This is a genomic window from Clostridium sp. DL1XJH146 (assembly GCF_054819755.1).
The window spans coordinates 56,981-75,644 of record NZ_JBTVVN010000013.1 but is presented as its reverse complement, the minus strand read 5'-3'; the positions used below and the strand labels follow the sequence as shown (position 1 = coordinate 75,644).

Below are 18,664 nucleotides of genomic sequence, written 5' to 3'. Positions count from 1 at the left end.
TATTATCAATTCACAATTAAGGATGATTTTGCTACTCAAAATCAACAATAATTGCAAATTGATTATAAATAAAACTATTAATAGAAACAAGGCTTTATAAACCAACAATTCTTTAAAATAGAGCCCAATTATTATAAAGTGGATATAAGTTAGTAAAAAAAAGAGATGTTTTAGCAAAGCTAAAACATCTCTTTTTTTAATCGATAGTATCAGTAACATTATTAGTAGTGGAATTAGCTGTGCAAGCAGTGTCGCTAGTATTAGATGAAGCTACTTCACTAGCATCTGGAAGGAAAATTTGTCTACCAGCTGTTAGCTCTTTTGGGTCGTAAATATTGTTTTTATCCATTAGAGATTGAACACTATATTCAGGTTCTATATTTGAATAAAAATCCGAAGCTATACCGTATAAGGTGTCGCCTTCTTTTATAGTATAAGAAGTACAATTTGAAGTATCAATATCATTTATTGGAATAATAAGGACTTCTCCAATGTGAAGTGAATCTGTTTCAATTAAATTATTCATCTCAGTTATCATTTTTAAAGCATTGGAATATGAAGTCCATGATATTTGTTGAGTTGAGATAGAATAAAGACTATCTCCTTCTTTTACAGTATAATTGTAATACTCATCTTCAACAGTAGTTTCTTTAATATTTTCTTCTTTTGTTAAATCACTACTACTAGGTGTATTTTCAATTTCATTCTGAGAAGTATTTTCTACTTGAACAGCTTCGTTTGAATGAACCTTATTATTTGTATTAGTGAGAGTAATAATTAATATTAGACTGCCAGCTATTACTACAATGGTAGTGATTAAAAACAATGGTTTTTTGAGAAATTTCATCCATACCACCTCCTCTTTCTGTAATTATTTCCATATTAAAAAAAAGTAAACATAAAATTTGAAATTTTATTACATAAATTTTGATTGATTAGCAATACTAATAGCATAGTAAGTGGAAGTGGGTATAAAATATCTAAGGGGGCGTTAAATATGCAACTTAATAAATTAGAAGAAATTATTCAATCAAATCAAAAGCATAATATTCTTTATAATGGTCATCCAGTATGGATAGAAGGATACGATAAAATAGCTAGGATAGCTCAAATAAGATTACTAGATACTCAAGCAATTGAATGTGCATATGTTAAAGAATTGGTTGATCCAGGAGAAATTAGATAATAGGAGATTTATAGAGTTATAGGAGGGAGAAGATGTTTGTTAATAGAGAGGTATATGAATATAGAATAGGAAATTTGATTTTTAAATCGAATTCCACAAAAGGGATTACAGAGGTTTATGATGAAAGTGGTAGAATAATTAAATTTATAAAAAAAACACCTCAAAGTTATAGTGATTTTCAAACTATGGCTTTTAGTATTTCTAGTAATATGGAAGAAGATAAATAAAATAAACTAAAATTCTGGTAAAGAGAGAAATAAATAGTTAGAATTTTTATAATAAAAAATGAATAATTATAAATGAGGGAAAGCTTATGGGAATGTAATTTTTAGTAAGTTTTTCCTTTTTGGTATATAAATTTACTATTTAACAACCAAAGAATGCTATAAATATAGTAATTTCACAAAGATTACATTATTAATTTTAAGTATATTAATTATTAATGTTGAAAAAAAGTATGAATAAATATATAATATTTAGTAATCTAATTTTTGTTTTTATAGTAGGGGGCACAATTTATATGAGGCATAATTCATATTTTGTATAGGAGGAATTATAATGGATGTTAAAAGGGGATTTCCTGTAAAGCAGGGATTATATGACCCACAATTTGAAAAAGATAATTGTGGAGTTGGGTTTATCGCCAATATCAAAGGGGAAAAAACTCACGGTATAGTTAAGGATGGCTTGAAAATATTATGGAAATTAGAACATAGAGGTGCAGTAGGATCTGACCCTAAAACTGGTGATGGAGCTGGAATAATGGTTCAAATACCAGACGAATTTTTCCGTATTACTTGTGATAATATTGGAATAGAATTGTCAGCTTATGGAGATTACGCAGTAGGGATGACATTTTTACCTAAAGAACCGGCGCTTAGATATCAATGTGAAGGTATTTTTGAAAGGGCAGTAGAAGAAGAAGGTTTAAAATTATTAGGTTGGAGAACTGTTCCTGTTGATAATAGAGGGATAGGAGAGTCAGCAAAAGGAACTCAGCCAATTATTAGACAACTATTTATTGATAAAAACAATAAAAGTTATGAAGAATTTGAAAAGAAACTATATATTATAAGAAAAAGAACAGAGAAAGAAGTTAACAGACTTTTAGAAAGAGGAACTGAGTATTTTTATATTTGTAGTTTATCAAATAAAAATATTGTATATAAAGGTTTGCTTTTAGCAGATCAAATAAGTGGATTTTATCTAGATTTAAATGATATAAATTTTAAGAGTGCTTTGGCATTGGTACATCAAAGATTTAGTACTAATACATTTCCAACTTGGGATTTAGCACAACCTTTTAGATATTTAGCTCATAATGGTGAAATAAATACAATTAGAGGAAACAGAAACTGGATGAATGCCCGTGAGGGAGTTTTGAATACTAAAAAATTCGGGAAAGATTTGAAAAAATTATTTCCAATTATAACTCCGAATTGCAGTGATTCTGCTTCTTTAGACAATGCATTTGAATTATTAGTAAAAGATGATAGACAAATAGAGCATGCTATGATGATGTTAATCCCAGAAGCTTGGGAAAATGATGAAAAAATGTCTCCACATAAAAAGGCTTTTTATGAATACCATGGCTCTTTTATTGAACCTTGGGATGGACCAGCTGCTGTATTTTTTACAGATGGTGATAGAATAGGAGCTACCTTAGATAGAAATGGTCTTAGACCAGCAAAGTATGTAATTACAGACAGTGGTCAGATTGTTATGGCTTCAGAATATGGTGTTATTAATTTTAATCCAGAAGAAATTATTGCAAAAGGCAAACTAGATCCGGGTAAGATGATGATTGTTGATACTATAAAGGGACAAGTTTTTTATGATGAAGAAATAAAAACAAACATTATATTAAAGAAACCTTATGAAGAAATAATTAAACAATCTAAGTATTCATTAAATGATATTAAAATAGAAGAAAGAATTTCAGATGTAAGAAAAGAAAGTTTAAAGGAAAGACAACAAGCCTTTGGATATACATTAGAGGATTTAACTAAAGTAGTTAAGTATATGGCAGAAGAAAGTAAAGAGCCTTTAGGCTCTATGGGAAATGATACACCTTTAGCGGTTTTATCAAATAGACCACAATTATTATTTAATTATTTTAGACAACTCTTTGCACAGGTTACAAATCCTGCTATAGATCCAATAAGAGAAGGCGTAGTTATGTCTCTTCAAAATTATATTGGTGCTCAGGATAATATATTGTATAAGGAAGTTGACTATCATCCGTATTATTTACTTGAAACTCCAGTTTTATCTGATTTAGATATGAAGAAAATAAAATCACTTCGGAATGAAGAATTTAAAACAACAACAATACCAACTACATTTAAAACTGATAGTGGAATAGATGGATTTAAGAATGCACTTGATTTAATTTGTAGTAGAGCATCTAGAAGAGTTAAAGAAGGGTATAATATTTTAGTTTTATCAGATAAAAAAGTAGATGGGTATGAAGCTGCTATACCTAGTTTGCTTGCAGTTTCTGCTATACAACATCATTTGATAAAAGAAAAAACAAGAACAAAAATATCATTGATTGTTGAGACTGGGGAAGCAAGGGAAACTACTCATTTTGCTCAGTTAATAGCATATGGAGCAACAGCAGTAAATCCATATTTAGCATATGAAACTATAAAAGATTTATATCGTGGAAATAAATTAAAAGTAGATTCAGAAGAAAAAGCAGTAGAAAATTATATTGAAGCTATAAACAAGGGTTTGATGAAAATATTATCCAAAATGGGTATTTGTACAATACAAAGTTATCATGGTGCACAAATATTTGAAGCATTAGGGCTATCTGATGAGTTTGTTGATAAATATTTTTGTGGAACTCCTACTAGAATTGGTGGTATTGGACTTGACACAGTAGGTGAAGAAGTCCTTATCAGACATGAAAAAGCTTTTGATAGACTTAGAAAACCTAATGATGAATTAGAAGTTGGTGGATTATATTCTTGGAGAAAAAATGGTGAATTCCATTTATTTAATCCAGATTCAATTTATAAATTACAACTTTCATCTAGAAGAAATGATTATGACTTATATAAAGAATATGCAAGTTTAATTAATAATCAAAGTAAAAATTTATGCACTCTTAGAGGATTATTAGATATAAAAAAAGGAAATTCAATACCAATAAATGAAGTAGAGCCAGTTAGTGAAATACTTAAAAGATTTTGTACAGGAGCTATGTCAATGGGTTCTTTAAGTAAAGAAGCCCATGAAACTATAGCTATGGCAATGAATAAAATTGGAGCAAGGTCAAACTCGGGCGAAGGTGGAGAAGACGAAGCAAGATTTAAAGTAGACAAGTATGGAAATGATAAAAGAAGTGCGGTTAAGCAGGTTGCCTCAGGGAGATTTGGAGTTACAGCGAATTACTTAGTAAATGCTGATGAACTACAAATTAAAGTATCGCAAGGAGCAAAACCTGGTGAAGGTGGACATCTTCCTGGTAAAAAAGTAGACAAATTTATTGCTAAAATTAGACATGCTACACCTGGTATTGATTTGATTTCACCACCACCTCATCATGATATTTACTCAATAGAAGACTTGTCTCAATTAATATATGATTTGAAATGTGTAAATCCAGATGCGAGAATTAGTGTGAAGCTTGTATCAGAAGTTGGGGTTGGAACTGTTGCAGCAGGAGTTGCAAAGGCTCACGCAGATATGATACTAATTAGTGGACATGATGGTGGAACAGGAGCAGCACCACTTTCTTCAATAAGATATGCAGGTGTTCCTTGGGAAATTGGTTTATCAGAAGCTCATCAAGTACTTCTCTTAAATAATTTAAGAAGTAGAGTTAGACTTCAAACTGATGGACAATTAAAAACAGGAAGAGATGTTGTTGTAGCTGCTTTATTAGGAGCGGAAGAATATGGTTTTGCAACAGCTCCATTAGTTATAATGGGTTGTGTCTTATTAAGGGATTGCCATAGTAATAATTGTAGTATGGGCATTGCGACTCAAGACCCTGATTTGAGAAAATGTTTTAAAGGTAAGCCAGAATATTTAATCAATTATTTTAAATTTGTAGCTCAAGAAGTAAGAGAATACATGGCCTTATTAGGATTTAGAACTATGAATGAGATGATAGGAAGAGTAGATAAGCTTGAGTCAAAAAAAGCAATAAATCACTACAAGGCTAAAGGACTTGATTTAGCAAGTATACTTTATAAGCCAGATATGCCAATGAGAATAAAGCCATACTGCGTAATAGCACAAGATCATGGAATAAGTAAATCTATGGATTATGATTTAATTCAAGTAGCTCAGCCAGCGTTGAATGACAATAAGCAAGTAAGAGGAAGTTTTGAGATTAATAATGTAGATAGAACTGTTGGTGCTATGCTTAGTGGAAAAATTGCTAAATTATATGGTTCAGAAGGACTTCCAGAAGATACTATAAAATTGAATTTCTATGGCTCAGCAGGTCAAAGTTTCGGTGCTTTTGGTATGAAAGGTTTAACTATGATCCTTGAAGGTGATGCAAATGATTATGTTTGCAAATCATTATCAGGTGCAAAAGTTGCATTAAAAACGCCTAAAAATGCAGGATTTAAAGCAGAAGAAAATTATATAGCTGGTAATACAATACTCTATGGTGCAACTTCAGGTAAACTATTTGTAAATGGCATGGTTGGAGAAAGATTTGCTGTTAGAAATAGTGGAGCATCAGCAGTAGTTGAGGGTGTAGGAGAGCATTGTTGTGAATATATGACAGGTGGAACAGTAGTTGTATTGGGCAAGACTAATAGAAACTTTGGTGCTGGTATGAGTGGTGGAATAGCATATGTTCTTAATGAAGATGATAGTATAAAAGAGAATTGTAAGCAGGATAATTTAGAGCTTTATGAAAAGATTGATAAACAAGAAGCGGAAATAGTTTATGATTTAATTAAAGAGCATTTTGAATATACAGAAAGTAAAAAGGCAGAGAGAATATTGAATGATTGGGAACAATATGTTGATAAATTTGTGAAAATTATTCCAAGTGCTTTCAGAAAGATTCTTGAGAAAAATAAAAATGAAGAAAAAGCTTCATAAGGAGGTGTGAATGATGGGTAAAAAAGGTGCATTTAAAGAAATTGATAGGAAAAATTTTAATAAAAGAATAGTAGAAGAAAGAGTAAAAGATTATAAAGAAATTTATGTCCCATTAGAAGAAGAAGAAATAAAGGATCAAGCTGCTAGGTGTATGAATTGTGGTACTCCATTTTGTAACTGGGGATGTCCACTTGGGAATTTAGCTCCTGATTTTAATGATATGGCATATAAAGGAGAATGGGAAGCTGCTTATAAAAGATTAATAATGACAAATAATTTTCCGGAATTCACAGGTAGGATATGTCCTGCTTTATGTGAAGCTTCATGCACACTTGGGTATAATTCTAAAGCAGTATCTATCAGAGAACTGGAATATACAATTGTTGAAAAAGCCTTTGAAGAAGGATTAGTTAAACCAAATCCACCAAAAGTAAGAACAGGTAAGAAAGTTGCGATAATAGGTTCAGGTCCAGCAGGCTTAGCTACTGCAGCAGAATTGAATTTAGTAGGTCATGAAGTAACAGTTTTCGAAAGAGAGGATGAAGTTGGCGGATTATTAAGATATGGAATTCCTGATTTTAAACTCGACAAAAAGGTTGTAGATAGACGAATTGACCTTATGGCAAAAGAAGGCATAATATTTAAAGTTAATGTAAATGTAGGAGTAGATGTAGGGGTAGAGGAATTAGAAGAAGAGTTTGATGCTGTTGTATTGACTGGCGGCTCAACTGTACCTAGAGATTTAGCTGTAGAAGGAAGAGAATTTGAAGGAACATATTTTGCCGTTGATTTCCTTAAACAACAAAACAAAAGAGTTTCTAAAGTGAAATTTGAGGATAAAGATATTTCAGCAAAGAATAAAGTTGTACTAGTTATTGGGGGGGGAGATACAGGTTCAGATTGTGTTGGTACTTCAATAAGGCAAGGTGCAAAACAAGTTTATCAATTTGAAATATTACCTAAGCCACCAGAAGAAAGAGATGAAACAATGCCTTGGCCATTATTCCCCAAAACATTAAAGACTACAACATCTCATGAAGAGGGTTGTGAAAGAAGATGGAATGTTTCTACAAAAGAAATTGTTGGAGAAAAAGGTAAGGTTAAGGCTATTAAAGGTGTACAAGTAGAATGGTCCAAAGATGATAATGGAAGATGGAATATGAATGAAAAAGAAAATAGTGACTTTGAATTAAAAGTAGATTTAATTTTGATTTCTATGGGATTTATTCATCCAGAGCATAATGGATTACTTGATGAATTAGGAGTTAATTATGATAAAAGAGGAAACATATTGACAGATGAAAATAATATGACTAATGTTAAAGGGGTTTTCTCAGCAGGAGATATGAAAAATGGACAGTCACTTGTTGTAAGAGCTATAGCAGATGGAAGAGCAACTGCTAAATCTGTAGATGAATTTTTAATGGGATATAGTTATTTAAATGGATAAAAAAGTTCGCCGTGATGGCGAACTTTTTTTATCCATAGAGTGCAGTACTTTTTAAATAAAGAGTGCAAATTGCAATTAGCAATTAACGATGATTTTGCTACGAAAAATCTTTGAATTAATTTAATAATTAAAGATTTTCTGACCATAGGGCAGAAAACCAACAACAATTACAAATTGAACATTGCAAATTTTTCATAAAGAAAAGTTATAAATAGGAACAAAACTTTATAAAACAATAATTCTTTAAAAAAGACATTAAATTAAAGGGAGCATTTGTCATTGAGCATATTAAAAATTTTTTCAACGCTAATATACCAATTTTGATCTTCAGCATATTTTTTGTTTATCCATTGAAATGCGTTATAACCATCGGGCCTTCCTTTACTTAATTTTAATATAACACCTGCAGCTATTTCAGAAGAATCTCTTATATCTGTATTATATTTTACCCAACTGCCATGGACGTTAAATGGATTGTTTGCTATGGTTCTGGAATAATTTTTGTCGTCGGGAACAAAAGATTGTTCTTGTCCTGTTATAGCAAACATAAGTAAAGGATTAATATTATATTCCATTGAAACATCTACTATAGTTTCAAAATATGGTGATTGAGAAAGTATTGAATTCCTCCCTTCAAGATAAGATTGTAATTTGTCTACATTAATTTCTTGATATCTTAAGTATATTGGCAATGAATTTATTATAATTTGTTTATTTTCAGATTTTAGGTCAGAGCTCATAAGTTTGGACAAATTATTTGTGTTAAGTGTATTATTATTTAGTTTATATAGATCATTTGTAAAATTAGCATCATCATAAATTTTTTCTTCTATTGCGGCTTCTACTTCTTTTTTAGATAAAAGAGGATTGTAACTTAAATACAGTAGAGAAGAGAGTAAAGTTATATATAAAGCGGCATATCTCTTATTAAAGTATTTTTTATCTTTATTGTTTTTCTCGTAATTTATCTTATTTGGTAATATTCTGATGCATTCTTTTTCTTGATAGCAATACATATGAACGCTCCTTCCAAATTTATACAATTAATTATACCAAATTATGGAATAAGTGTCACTTGTTTTATTTATATTAATAAAAAAATAATAATAATTTAATGGAGGATAGGTATATAACCAGTGGAAATTGACAAAAACCTAGTAAAGGAATATAATTATATTGTTGTGTTTATGAATGAATTTGCATCTAGTATTTTTAAATGGATTGAATAAGATGATATTTCCTATATACCAAGTAGTTACAATTCTGATTTACATTTCTTATTATCATTCTACAATATATAATTCAATAAAACTTTGGGTTAATATAATTTTACTACTGTAGTGAATAAAAATAATATATTTGAAGAAATATGCCAATACAAAAATAGTAAGATTTTATAAGTTTTAATGTTATGATTATAATTATATGTGTTACGTATTCAGTAAAAACTACTGTATAAATTCGTTCGTTGATATTTTGATAAAATATACGTAGAATATCCAGTAAATGCGTATATAAATATCATTAAACATGATATTTTAATAAAACATTATAATGGAGGAGAAAAATATGAATTTTAATACTACGGTCATTGCTATGTTTGTTATTTATTTAGCAATCATGATGGCGATTGGACTAATTTTTTATTTTAGAACTAAAAGTTTATCAGATTACGTTTTAGGTGGAAGGTCTTTAAATGGGTGGGTAGCTTCACTTAGTGCTCAAGCTTCAGATATGAGTGGATGGCTGCTTATGGGATTGCCAGGGTATGCATATTTAGCTGGATTAGAAGCTATTTGGATTGCATTAGGTTTAGCAATAGGTACATATTTTAATTGGAAGATAGTAGCTAAAAGGTTAAGAGTTTATACTGAAGTTGCAGGAGATTCATTAACTTTACCTGATTTCTTTCAAAATAGATTTAAAGATGGATCTAATATATTAAGAATTATTTCAGCTATATTAATTTTAGTGTTCTTCTCAATTTACACAGCATCAGGTTTTGTAGCTGGTGGGACATTGTTTAGCACAGTATTTGATATATCTTATATCAATGCACTTATAATAGGCGTTTTGGTTATTGTTTCATATACATTTTTAGGCGGATTTATGGCAGTATGCTGGACAGACTTTTTCCAAGGGGCAATGATGTTTCTTGCAGTTTTAGTTGTTCCTATCATTGGATTTTTTAAATTAGGTGGTGTTGGAGAAACATTTTCAGCAATAAGTAATTTTAATCCTGAATTAATGAATCCGTTTACATCAGTTGATGGATCAGCAATGTCATTTATTGCAATTATATCATTAGCAGCTTGGGGGCTTGGATATTTTGGTCAACCTCATATATTAGTAAGATTTATGGCAATAAAATCAAAAGAAGAAATTAAGAAAGCTAGATGGGTAGCTATGGTATGGGTTGCTATTTCATTAGCAGCAGCTGTTATTATAGGAATGGTTGGGGTACCTTATCTTACTCAAACATTAGTACTAAATGAATCAGAAACTGTATTTATGTTATTGGTAAGTGATATGTTTCCACCAGTTATTGCAGGATTTTTATTAGCAGCAGTTTTAGCAGCAGTTATGAGTACAGCAGACTCACAATTATTAGTTACAGCTTCATCTATAACAGAAGACTTTTACAAGGTTTTAATTAAGAAGGATGCATCAGAGAAAGAACTTGTTTGGGTAAGTAGAATAGCTGTTGTTGTAGTTGCTACAATTGCATTTATTATAGCATACAACCCTAATAGTTCAATATTAGGTATGGTTGGATACGCTTGGGCAGGATTTGGGGCAACATTTGGACCTGCGATTATTCTTTCTCTTTTCTGGGATAGAATGACAAGAAATGGTGCGTTAGCTGGATTTATAAGTGGAGCGATAACAGTTATAGTATGGAAAAATTTAAGTGGTGGAATTTTTGATTTATATGAAATAGTTCCAGGCTTTATTGTTTCAATGCTCTTTATTGTAGTATTTACATTGATAGATAAAGAACCTTCAGAGGAAATTAAGAAGGAATTTGCAAAAGTTAATGAAGAGGTTAGTAGAATTTAAAATAAATAAATGAAACCTCTGTTTTATAATAAACAGAGGTTTTAATTTTTCTAGGAAAAGATAAGTCATAATGAACAGTTAGCAATTGGGATATAATTATTCAGGTGGATGAACTTAAAATAGATCTATGGGTGAGTAAGTTTATTATTTTGTTCAATATTAGTATAAGATAGTCTCGGTTAAAATTATAAATTTAAAAATTCAATTACTTTATTTTTAGAAAACTTTTCTCGCACTGCTTTAAGAATTTTTGTTGAGTTAGCTATATTGCCTAAAAGGTAGCCACCAATTATACTATTTTTTTCAAAGAATAACTTTCCGTAATTAAAATCTTCTAATTGCCCAAATGAAAAACTTTCAAACTTTTCATTGATTATGCCACAAGAGAAAACTCTTATATTAGCAGCATTGAATATAGTTGAACCAACAAAACCAGTGAATTCTGAGGTGCCTCCAGCTGCGTTTATTCCTGCTATTTTACCCATTTCAATTGAAGCAGGCCAATTACCATAAACTATACCACTAAATTCTGCTACATCGCCACAAGCGTATATATTAGGATGAGATGTTTCCATTTTAGAATTAACGATAATTCCCCTATCTGTTTTAATAGAGCAATCATCAGCGATTTTTTTATTAGTCCGTATTCCTATAGAAAATATTACAGCATCTGTTTCGATGATTTCACCGTTTTTTAATTTGATAGCTGTGACTCTATCTTCGCCAATAATCTCTTCACAAACTGTATTTAGATATATATTTAATCCAGAGTTCTTTAATTTAGGTTCTATTACTAAGCTTGCTTCATTATCAATTTGTTTACATAACACTTTAGTATCAAACTCTACAATAGAAATATCTTTATTTAATTGTTTTAGTTCAAAAGCCGCTTCTAATCCCAGCAGGCCTCCACCAATTACTACAGCTTTGTTTAAGTCTTTTATATAAGATTTAAGGTTTTCGGCGTCTGTAATATCTCTAAGAGTAAATATACCTTTTTTTGTAATACCTTTAGTAGGTGGCATAAAGTTTTTAGCTCCACTTGCAATTATTAATTTATCATAGTGTAGTTCTTCACCAGTAATAAGGATAATCTTATTATTTTCTGGGCATATTTTTTCTACAGAAGTTGATAATTTTAGTTGAATATTGTTTTCTTCATACCATTCCTTTGGTGCTAAATAAAATCTTTTATCTGGAACTTTTTTGACCATAGATTTAGAAACTAGAGGCCTAAAATATGGTAAGTGTTCTTCTTTAGAAAACATAATTATTTCGGCAGTTTTATCTAAGTTTCTAATTTCTTTAGCAGCATTAAAACCCGCGGCGCTTCCGCCAATTATTAAGTATTTCATATTGTTCCTCCTTTAAATATAGGTTATTAATTAATAATCTATATGGTAAGTATTATACATTAAATTTCCGGTGTTATCAATCTTGAGGATTTTGCATTAGCTATTATTTTATAAATATTTGAATGTTGGCATATTTGGATAGGTTTTTATTTAATCCATAATAAATGGGCTATAGTTGGCCACATTATCTTTCATATGATATAATTTCTAATTAGATAATAAAGTTTTTTATTGGATTTTTGAGTAGTATTTAAAGAGGAGGCTGTTATGTTAAAAAGATTTATTAGTTATTATAAACCACATATGAAATTATTCACATTAGATTTATTGTGTGCTTCTTTAATAGCAATTATTGATTTGTTTTATCCTATGATCACAAGAAAAATAATTAATGAGGTTATTCCAGCACGAGAATTGAATATACTTATTTTATTAGTGGTAGGTATGCTTTTCTTATATATAGTAAAATTATCGTGTGATTATTTTGTTAATTATTGGGGACACATAATAGGGGTAAGAATGCAGTATGATATGAGAAAGGACGTATTTGGACATCTTCAAACCCTTCCTTTTAAATATTTTGATGACAATAAGACCGGAAGTATTATGTCTAGAATAGTTAATGATTTGATGGAGATTTCTGAATTAGCACATCACGGACCGGAAGATTTATTAATTTCTATTGTTATGTTTATTGGATCTTTTATTGTTCTATCGTTTGTAAATTTACCATTAACTTTGATACTTTTTGCTTTTATTCCAGTAGTAATTTGGTTTGCTATATCCAGGAGAAAAAAGATGTCGCTAGCTTTTAAAGAAGTTAGGAAGAAGATTTCTACTGTAAATGCTCAATTAGAAAATAGTATATCTGGTGTAAGGGTAGCAAAATCTTTTACAAATGAGGAATATGAAATAGAAAAATTTAATGAAGGCAATAACCAATTCAAAGTAGCTAGAACTGATGCATATAAATATATGGCGCAGTTTCTATCAGGCATTCATTTTATGTTGAATTTTTTAAATGTAGTTATGATGCTAGCAGGTGGACTGTTTTTCTATTATGGAAAAATTAATGCAGGAGATTTATTTGCTTTTTTCTTGTATATATCATTATTTATGAATCCAGTAAGGAGATTAAGTCAGTTTATTGAAATATATCAATCTGGTATGGCTGGGTTTGAGAGATTCTGCGAATTGATGGATATTGAACCAGAAGTAAAAGATGAAGAGGACGCAATTAATTTAGAGAAGGTAGATGGAAATATATATTTTGAGAATGTTACATTTAAATACGATGAGAATAAAACTATATTATCCAATATTGACTTGAATTTAGATGCAGGGAAAACTCTTGCTTTAGTGGGACCAAGTGGTGGAGGTAAAACAACACTTTGTCATTTATTGCCAAGATTCTATGAGATAACAGAAGGTAATATTAAAATAGATGGGAATAATATTAATAACATTAAAATAAAATCATTAAGAAAAAATATTGGAATCGTACAGCAAGAGGTTTTCTTATTTACAGGGACAATAAAAGAAAATATTTTATATGGAGATCCTGAAGCAAATGAAGATCAAATCATTCAAGCTGCTAAAAACGCTAATATTCATGAATTTATAAGTACTTTACCTGAAGGGTATGATACTTTTATAGGTGAAAGAGGAGTTAAGCTTTCAGGAGGACAAAAACAAAGGATTTCTATAGCAAGGGTGTTTTTGAAGAATCCACCTATTTTGATTCTTGATGAAGCAACATCAGCACTAGATAATGCTAGTGAATTAATTATTCAGAAATCACTTCAAAAATTGTCGGAGGGAAGGACAACTATAGTGGTTGCTCATAGATTATCTACAATTAAAAATGCTGACGAAATTGTTGTACTTACTGAAAAAGGGGTACAAGAAAAAGGGACACACGAAGAATTACTCCAACAGGATGGAATTTATGAGAAACTATATAATGCTCAATTTAGAGGATATATACCGGACTCTATTTAAAAGGAAATGTGCAATTTGCAATGTGCAATGTGCAATGTAAAATTTGCAATTTGCAATTTGCAATTGTGGATGATTTTGCTGGTGCAAAATTTTTGAATGAAATCAAAACTAGAATAAAAAGATTCTCGGCATAAGCTGAGAATCTTTGATTTTACTGTAAAATTATATTATGTTTGCTGTTTAACGTAGAGGTTTTTAATTTTGTATTTTAGTCTTTTAATTGCAAATTGAAAATTGAACATTGCAAATTAAGTGTTAAAGGTTGTTCTTTTCAATATTAATGGTTTGATTAGGAGCTAAAGTATATTCTTCTTCATAAATTTTGATATTTGCTTTTAGAGCACTCTCATTACTTATAGATGTATTTTCTTTAGATACTGAAATTTTTAAAAGTGAGCCTCTAAACATAATTTTGAAGGAAAATTCATCCCAATGCTTAGGGATAAAGGGATTTAAAACTAATCTATCATTTTTAACTCTAAGACCGCCGAATCCGTGAACTATTGACATCCAAGTTCCAGCCATACTTGTAGTATGACATCCATCTTCGGTGTCATTATTGTAGTTATCTAAATCTAATCTAGAAGTCCTTAGATACATTTCATAAGCTTTATCATAATCCCCTATTGATGATGCTAAAATAGCATGTATACACGGAGATAATGATGATTCATGAACAGTTCTTGGTTCATAGAAATAGAAATTTCGCTTTATAGTTTCGATATCATATTTATCTTCTAGTAGGTAAATACCTTGAAGTACATCTGCTTGTTTTATAAAGCAAGATCTTAGAATTCTATCCCATGACCAGTTTTGATTGATTGGTAGATGTTTTTTATCCAAGTCTTTTACTAATATTTGTTCTTTATCAAGATAATTGTCTTGTTGAAGGAAAATATTTAATTCATTATCCATTGGGTAGTACATATTATTGATTATAATATTCCATTTAACAAATTCATCTTCACTTATGTTTAATTTAGTATATAGATTATTATATTCTTCAGGATAATTTTCTATTAAGTAGTTCTTAACTTCCAAGGTATATTCAAGAGTCCATACAGCAATTCTGTTTGTATACCAATTATTATTTACATTGTTGTCATACTCATTTGGGCCAGTAACCCCAAGCATAACAAATTTATTTTTCTTAGTTGAATAATTAATTCTTTGAGCCCAAAATCTTGATATACCTACTAGAACATCAAATCCATATTCTGCAAGATAATTTTTTTCACCGGTATAATTAACATAATTATAGATAGCATGTGCGATAGCACCATTCCTGTGGATTTCTTCAAAAGTTATTTCCCATTCGTTGTGGCATTCTTCACCATTCATAGTTACCATAGGGTATAAAGCAGCACCATTATTAAAGCCTAATTTTTTGGCGTTTTCTATAGCTTTATCTAAATGCTTGTGCCTATATAACAATAAGTTTTTTGCTACTGATTCTTCAGAAGTACTTAAATAAAAAGGTAGGCAATAAGCTTCAGTGTCCCAGTAAGTACTTCCACCATATTTCTCACCAGTAAAACCTTTTGGACCTATATTAAGTCTAGAATCTTCACCGTTATAGGTTTGATTTAGTTGGAATATATTAAATCTAATTCCTTGTTGAGCTTTTTTATCTCCTTTTATGATAATATCGCTTTCCTGCCAATTAAGTGCCCAGGCTTTAGATTGCTCAAGAAGAAGTTTATTAAAACCTATTTCTTTTGCTTCTAATGAAAGATTTTCAGTTATTGTAACTAATTCATCATTTTTATAGTATCTATTTGAGGTGGTTGAAACATATTTTATAAGGGTTACTTCATCACCGGCAATAGCATCGACATCAATTGTATTAGATACATATTTTTCTTTTTCAAAAAAAGAAGGTTTTGAGTTGAAATTTTCATTGTTTTTTAAAATTTCGTACTGCATATATGAGCAAATATGAAAATCAAGTTTTTTTGTTTTTAGCATTAAAAAGCCACAATGTGAAGCAGAGCTTTTATTTACTTCATCCCAAAATTTTTCATCATAATTAGAGTCTTCATTTTTCACATCGCCGTCAAGATAGGGTGTTAACTGGATTTTAGCTTTGAAATTAATTGGTTTTATAGTATATTTTATAGCTCCTAGTTCTTTTCTTTTTAAGCTAATGAAACGAATAACTTCACCCTGAAGCTCTTTTCCATCCTCAATTTCAACAGTAAAAGATCTTTTTAAGTAGCCCTCTTTCATGTTTAATTCTCTACAAAAATTTTTTATCTTGCATTTTGCAAAATCTAAATCTATTCCATTTATCTTTATATTAATACCAATCCAATTAGTTGAATTAAGTACCTTAGCAAAATATTCAGGATAACCATTTTTCCACCAACCAACCCTTGTTTTATCAGGATAATATACACCAGCAATGTAACTTCCTTGAAGCGATTTACCACTATATTTTTCTTCAAAGTTTGCTCTTTGGCCAATATAGCCATTTCCAATACTGAAAATGCTTTCTGATAGTTCTTGGTTAGCGGGGTTAAAATTATCTTCAATTATGCTCCATTCATTTATTTTCAAAAATTCTTTCATAAATAATTAACCCTCCAATCCATATCTAAATACAAACGTTTGCGCAAATAGCCAAATATTAAAGGTCAGAATTAACTAACCCCAAATAAATACAAAGCTATAATTACATTATATTATAAAATATAGAATTTATCTAGTGTCATTTTATGAAGACCGTCAATTATTATGTCTGCTTTTGACAATAAGTCTTTTGATCCAATACCAACGCAGTACATTTTTGCGTTTTTAGCAGCCTCTACACCAGCTTGTGCATCTTCAAAAACTAAACAAAATTCTGGTTTTGTATCTAATTCTTTGGCACCCTTTAAGAAAACTTCTGGGTCTGGTTTTGCATTAGAGACTTTGGTTCCATCAATAATAGCATCAAAATAATCTACTAAGTTTAATTTTTTTAGTATTAACATAGAATTTTTACTTGCTGACCCTAAGGCGGTTTTTATACCATTATCTTTACATACCTGCAAAAATTCTTTTGCACCTGGTAAGATTTCATTAGGTGTCATTTTTGTAATATATTCTTTATACCATTCGTTTTTTTTAGCAGCGTATTTTAACATATCTTCTTTGCTTAAATATTTCTTTCCAATCTCTAAAATAATCTCTAGTGACCTCATTCTGCTGACGCCCTTTAATCTTTCATTATCTTCAAGAGTAAAGTTTATACCTAATTCATCTGATAATTTTTCCCAAGCAAGAAAATGATATTTTGCGGTATCTACAATAACTCCATCTAAATCAAAAATACATGCTTTTATATTAGCCATGACAGCCTCCTTTTGTTGTTTTGCTATGTTTGAGAATGTTGTTGATATTTAAGATGCTTAGTTTGCATAATGGACAGTTCACAGTTCACAGTTCACAGTTCAATGAGGCAATTATTCAAAACTGTTTGTGACCTTGTGAGCTGTAAACTTTCAAGCTGGTTAAATGTAAATCTACAGCAACATTTTTTTAAAACATAACTTATTATTTAAATTTGATAATAAGTATAACATAGAAAAATATTATTATGGGTATAAAAAAACATTTTTTTGAATTTTGTAAGAAAATCCAAAAATAAATTAAAGTTATATATATAATTTATTTTTGTAATATATAAAAAATAAAAAAATCTTAACTATTAATAAATTTAATGATAATATAGATAGTGTATAATACGCACAAATAATGGAGGGCTTTTTATGCATAATTTTACATATAATATCTTGAAGGTAATGGTAATGTCAGTTACACCTTTAATAGAACAAAGAGGTGCTATTCCCTTTGGAATTATTGTTTATGGAATTAATCCATATCTAGTTTTTGTTATTAGTTTTCTTTCTAGTTTAATACCTGTTCCGTTTATATTATTACTATTTAATAAGATATTTGACTGGATGAAACAATACAGAGTGTTCTATTCTTTTAGTAATTTCATACAAAGAAAAATTGATAAGAATAAAGGTAAAATGGAGAAATATGAAGAGATTGGATTAACTGCATTTATTGCGGTACCATTACCGACTACAGGTATTTGGACAGGTACAGTTGTAGCTGCTTTTTTAAAATTAGATTTTAAAAAATCAGTTCTATGTGCTGCTATCGGAGGATTAATTTCTGCTACTATTATTACAATGTTGTCAGTAATGATTCCATCTTTCTTTGGATACTAGAAGGACAATGAACAATGCACAATGCACAATCAAAAGACTATTAAGTAATTGCAATTTGCAATTAAAAGATAAAAGATAAAAGATAAAAGATAAAATAAAGAAAAATATAAAGGCAATACGTAAAGCATAATGAAAGAATAGAGAATAATAAAGAGTAAATACATAATAAAAAGTAAACAACAATAGGGAGAAAATGAAAAGTATATGTTTTATTATTTTTCTCTGAAAGATTTTTATCAAATAAAGATTTTCAGAAGCACGATGAAAATCATCCGCAATTGTACATTAGGTTTTAAACAGATGGAGTGATAGA

General features: G+C 29.7%; 12 protein-coding genes. 7 read left to right on the top strand and 5 right to left on the bottom strand.

The window, feature by feature from the left end; translation table 11 throughout:
- Positions 1–196: 196 nt before the first annotated feature.
- Positions 197–847: a LysM peptidoglycan-binding domain-containing protein gene (locus ACVHXK_RS08475; RefSeq protein ID WP_461205948.1), complete on the bottom strand. Its 651-nt coding sequence runs from the start codon at positions 845–847 to the stop codon at positions 197–199.
- Between the two features lie 150 nt (positions 848–997).
- Between ACVHXK_RS08475 and ACVHXK_RS08470 the strand changes: the two genes are divergently transcribed.
- From ACVHXK_RS08470 to ACVHXK_RS08455, 4 genes are all read left to right on the top strand, one after another.
- Complete coding sequence (locus tag ACVHXK_RS08470; RefSeq protein WP_461205947.1) at positions 998–1,186, top strand: small, acid-soluble spore protein, H family; 189 nt, start codon at positions 998–1,000, stop codon at positions 1,184–1,186.
- A gap of 32 nt (positions 1,187–1,218) precedes the next feature.
- Positions 1,219–1,413 (top strand): hypothetical protein, encoded by a 195-nt coding sequence (locus ACVHXK_RS08465; protein WP_461205946.1) that lies wholly within the window; start codon positions 1,219–1,221, stop codon positions 1,411–1,413.
- 331 nt (positions 1,414–1,744) lie between these two features.
- On the top strand, positions 1,745–6,262 hold the full coding sequence (gene gltB, locus ACVHXK_RS08460; protein WP_461205945.1) for a glutamate synthase large subunit: 4,518 nt from the start codon (positions 1,745–1,747) through the stop codon (positions 6,260–6,262).
- A 13-nt stretch (positions 6,263–6,275) separates the two neighbouring features.
- Complete coding sequence (locus tag ACVHXK_RS08455; protein ID WP_461205957.1) at positions 6,276–7,712, top strand: glutamate synthase subunit beta; 1,437 nt, start codon at positions 6,276–6,278, stop codon at positions 7,710–7,712.
- A gap of 260 nt (positions 7,713–7,972) precedes the next feature.
- Here ACVHXK_RS08455 and ACVHXK_RS08450 read toward each other — a convergent pair whose 3' ends face one another.
- A complete protein-coding gene (locus ACVHXK_RS08450) occupies positions 7,973–8,728 on the bottom strand; it encodes a hypothetical protein (RefSeq protein ID WP_461205944.1) in 756 nt (251 codons plus the stop codon).
- Between the two features lie 553 nt (positions 8,729–9,281).
- Between ACVHXK_RS08450 and putP the strand changes: the two genes are divergently transcribed.
- The gene (gene putP, locus ACVHXK_RS08445; RefSeq protein WP_461205943.1) at positions 9,282–10,772 is read left to right on the top strand and encodes a sodium/proline symporter PutP; all 1,491 of its coding nucleotides are present in this window, start codon (positions 9,282–9,284) and stop codon (positions 10,770–10,772) included.
- Positions 10,773–10,957: 185 nt separating this feature from the next.
- On the opposite strand, the gene ACVHXK_RS08440 is transcribed toward putP, so the two are convergent.
- Positions 10,958–12,127 carry an NAD(P)/FAD-dependent oxidoreductase gene (locus tag ACVHXK_RS08440; protein ID WP_461205942.1) on the bottom strand — a complete coding sequence of 390 codons (1,170 nt, stop codon included), beginning with the start codon at positions 12,125–12,127 and terminating at the stop codon, positions 10,958–10,960.
- A 267-nt stretch (positions 12,128–12,394) separates the two neighbouring features.
- Here ACVHXK_RS08440 and ACVHXK_RS08435 point away from each other — a divergent pair, with 267 nt between their 5' ends.
- Complete coding sequence (locus ACVHXK_RS08435; protein WP_461205941.1) at positions 12,395–14,128, top strand: ABC transporter ATP-binding protein; 1,734 nt, start codon at positions 12,395–12,397, stop codon at positions 14,126–14,128.
- Between the two features lie 255 nt (positions 14,129–14,383).
- Here ACVHXK_RS08435 and ACVHXK_RS08430 read toward each other — a convergent pair whose 3' ends face one another.
- A complete protein-coding gene (locus tag ACVHXK_RS08430; RefSeq protein WP_461205940.1) occupies positions 14,384–16,699 on the bottom strand; it encodes a glycoside hydrolase family 65 protein in 2,316 nt (771 codons plus the stop codon).
- Positions 16,700–16,812: 113 nt separating this feature from the next.
- Positions 16,813–17,463 (bottom strand): beta-phosphoglucomutase, encoded by a 651-nt coding sequence (gene pgmB, locus ACVHXK_RS08425; protein WP_461205939.1) that lies wholly within the window; start codon positions 17,461–17,463, stop codon positions 16,813–16,815.
- A gap of 417 nt (positions 17,464–17,880) precedes the next feature.
- Here pgmB and ACVHXK_RS08420 point away from each other — a divergent pair, with 417 nt between their 5' ends.
- Positions 17,881–18,351 carry a COG2426 family protein gene (locus ACVHXK_RS08420; RefSeq protein WP_461205938.1) on the top strand — a complete coding sequence of 157 codons (471 nt, stop codon included), beginning with the start codon at positions 17,881–17,883 and terminating at the stop codon, positions 18,349–18,351.
- Positions 18,352–18,664 lie beyond the last annotated feature (313 nt).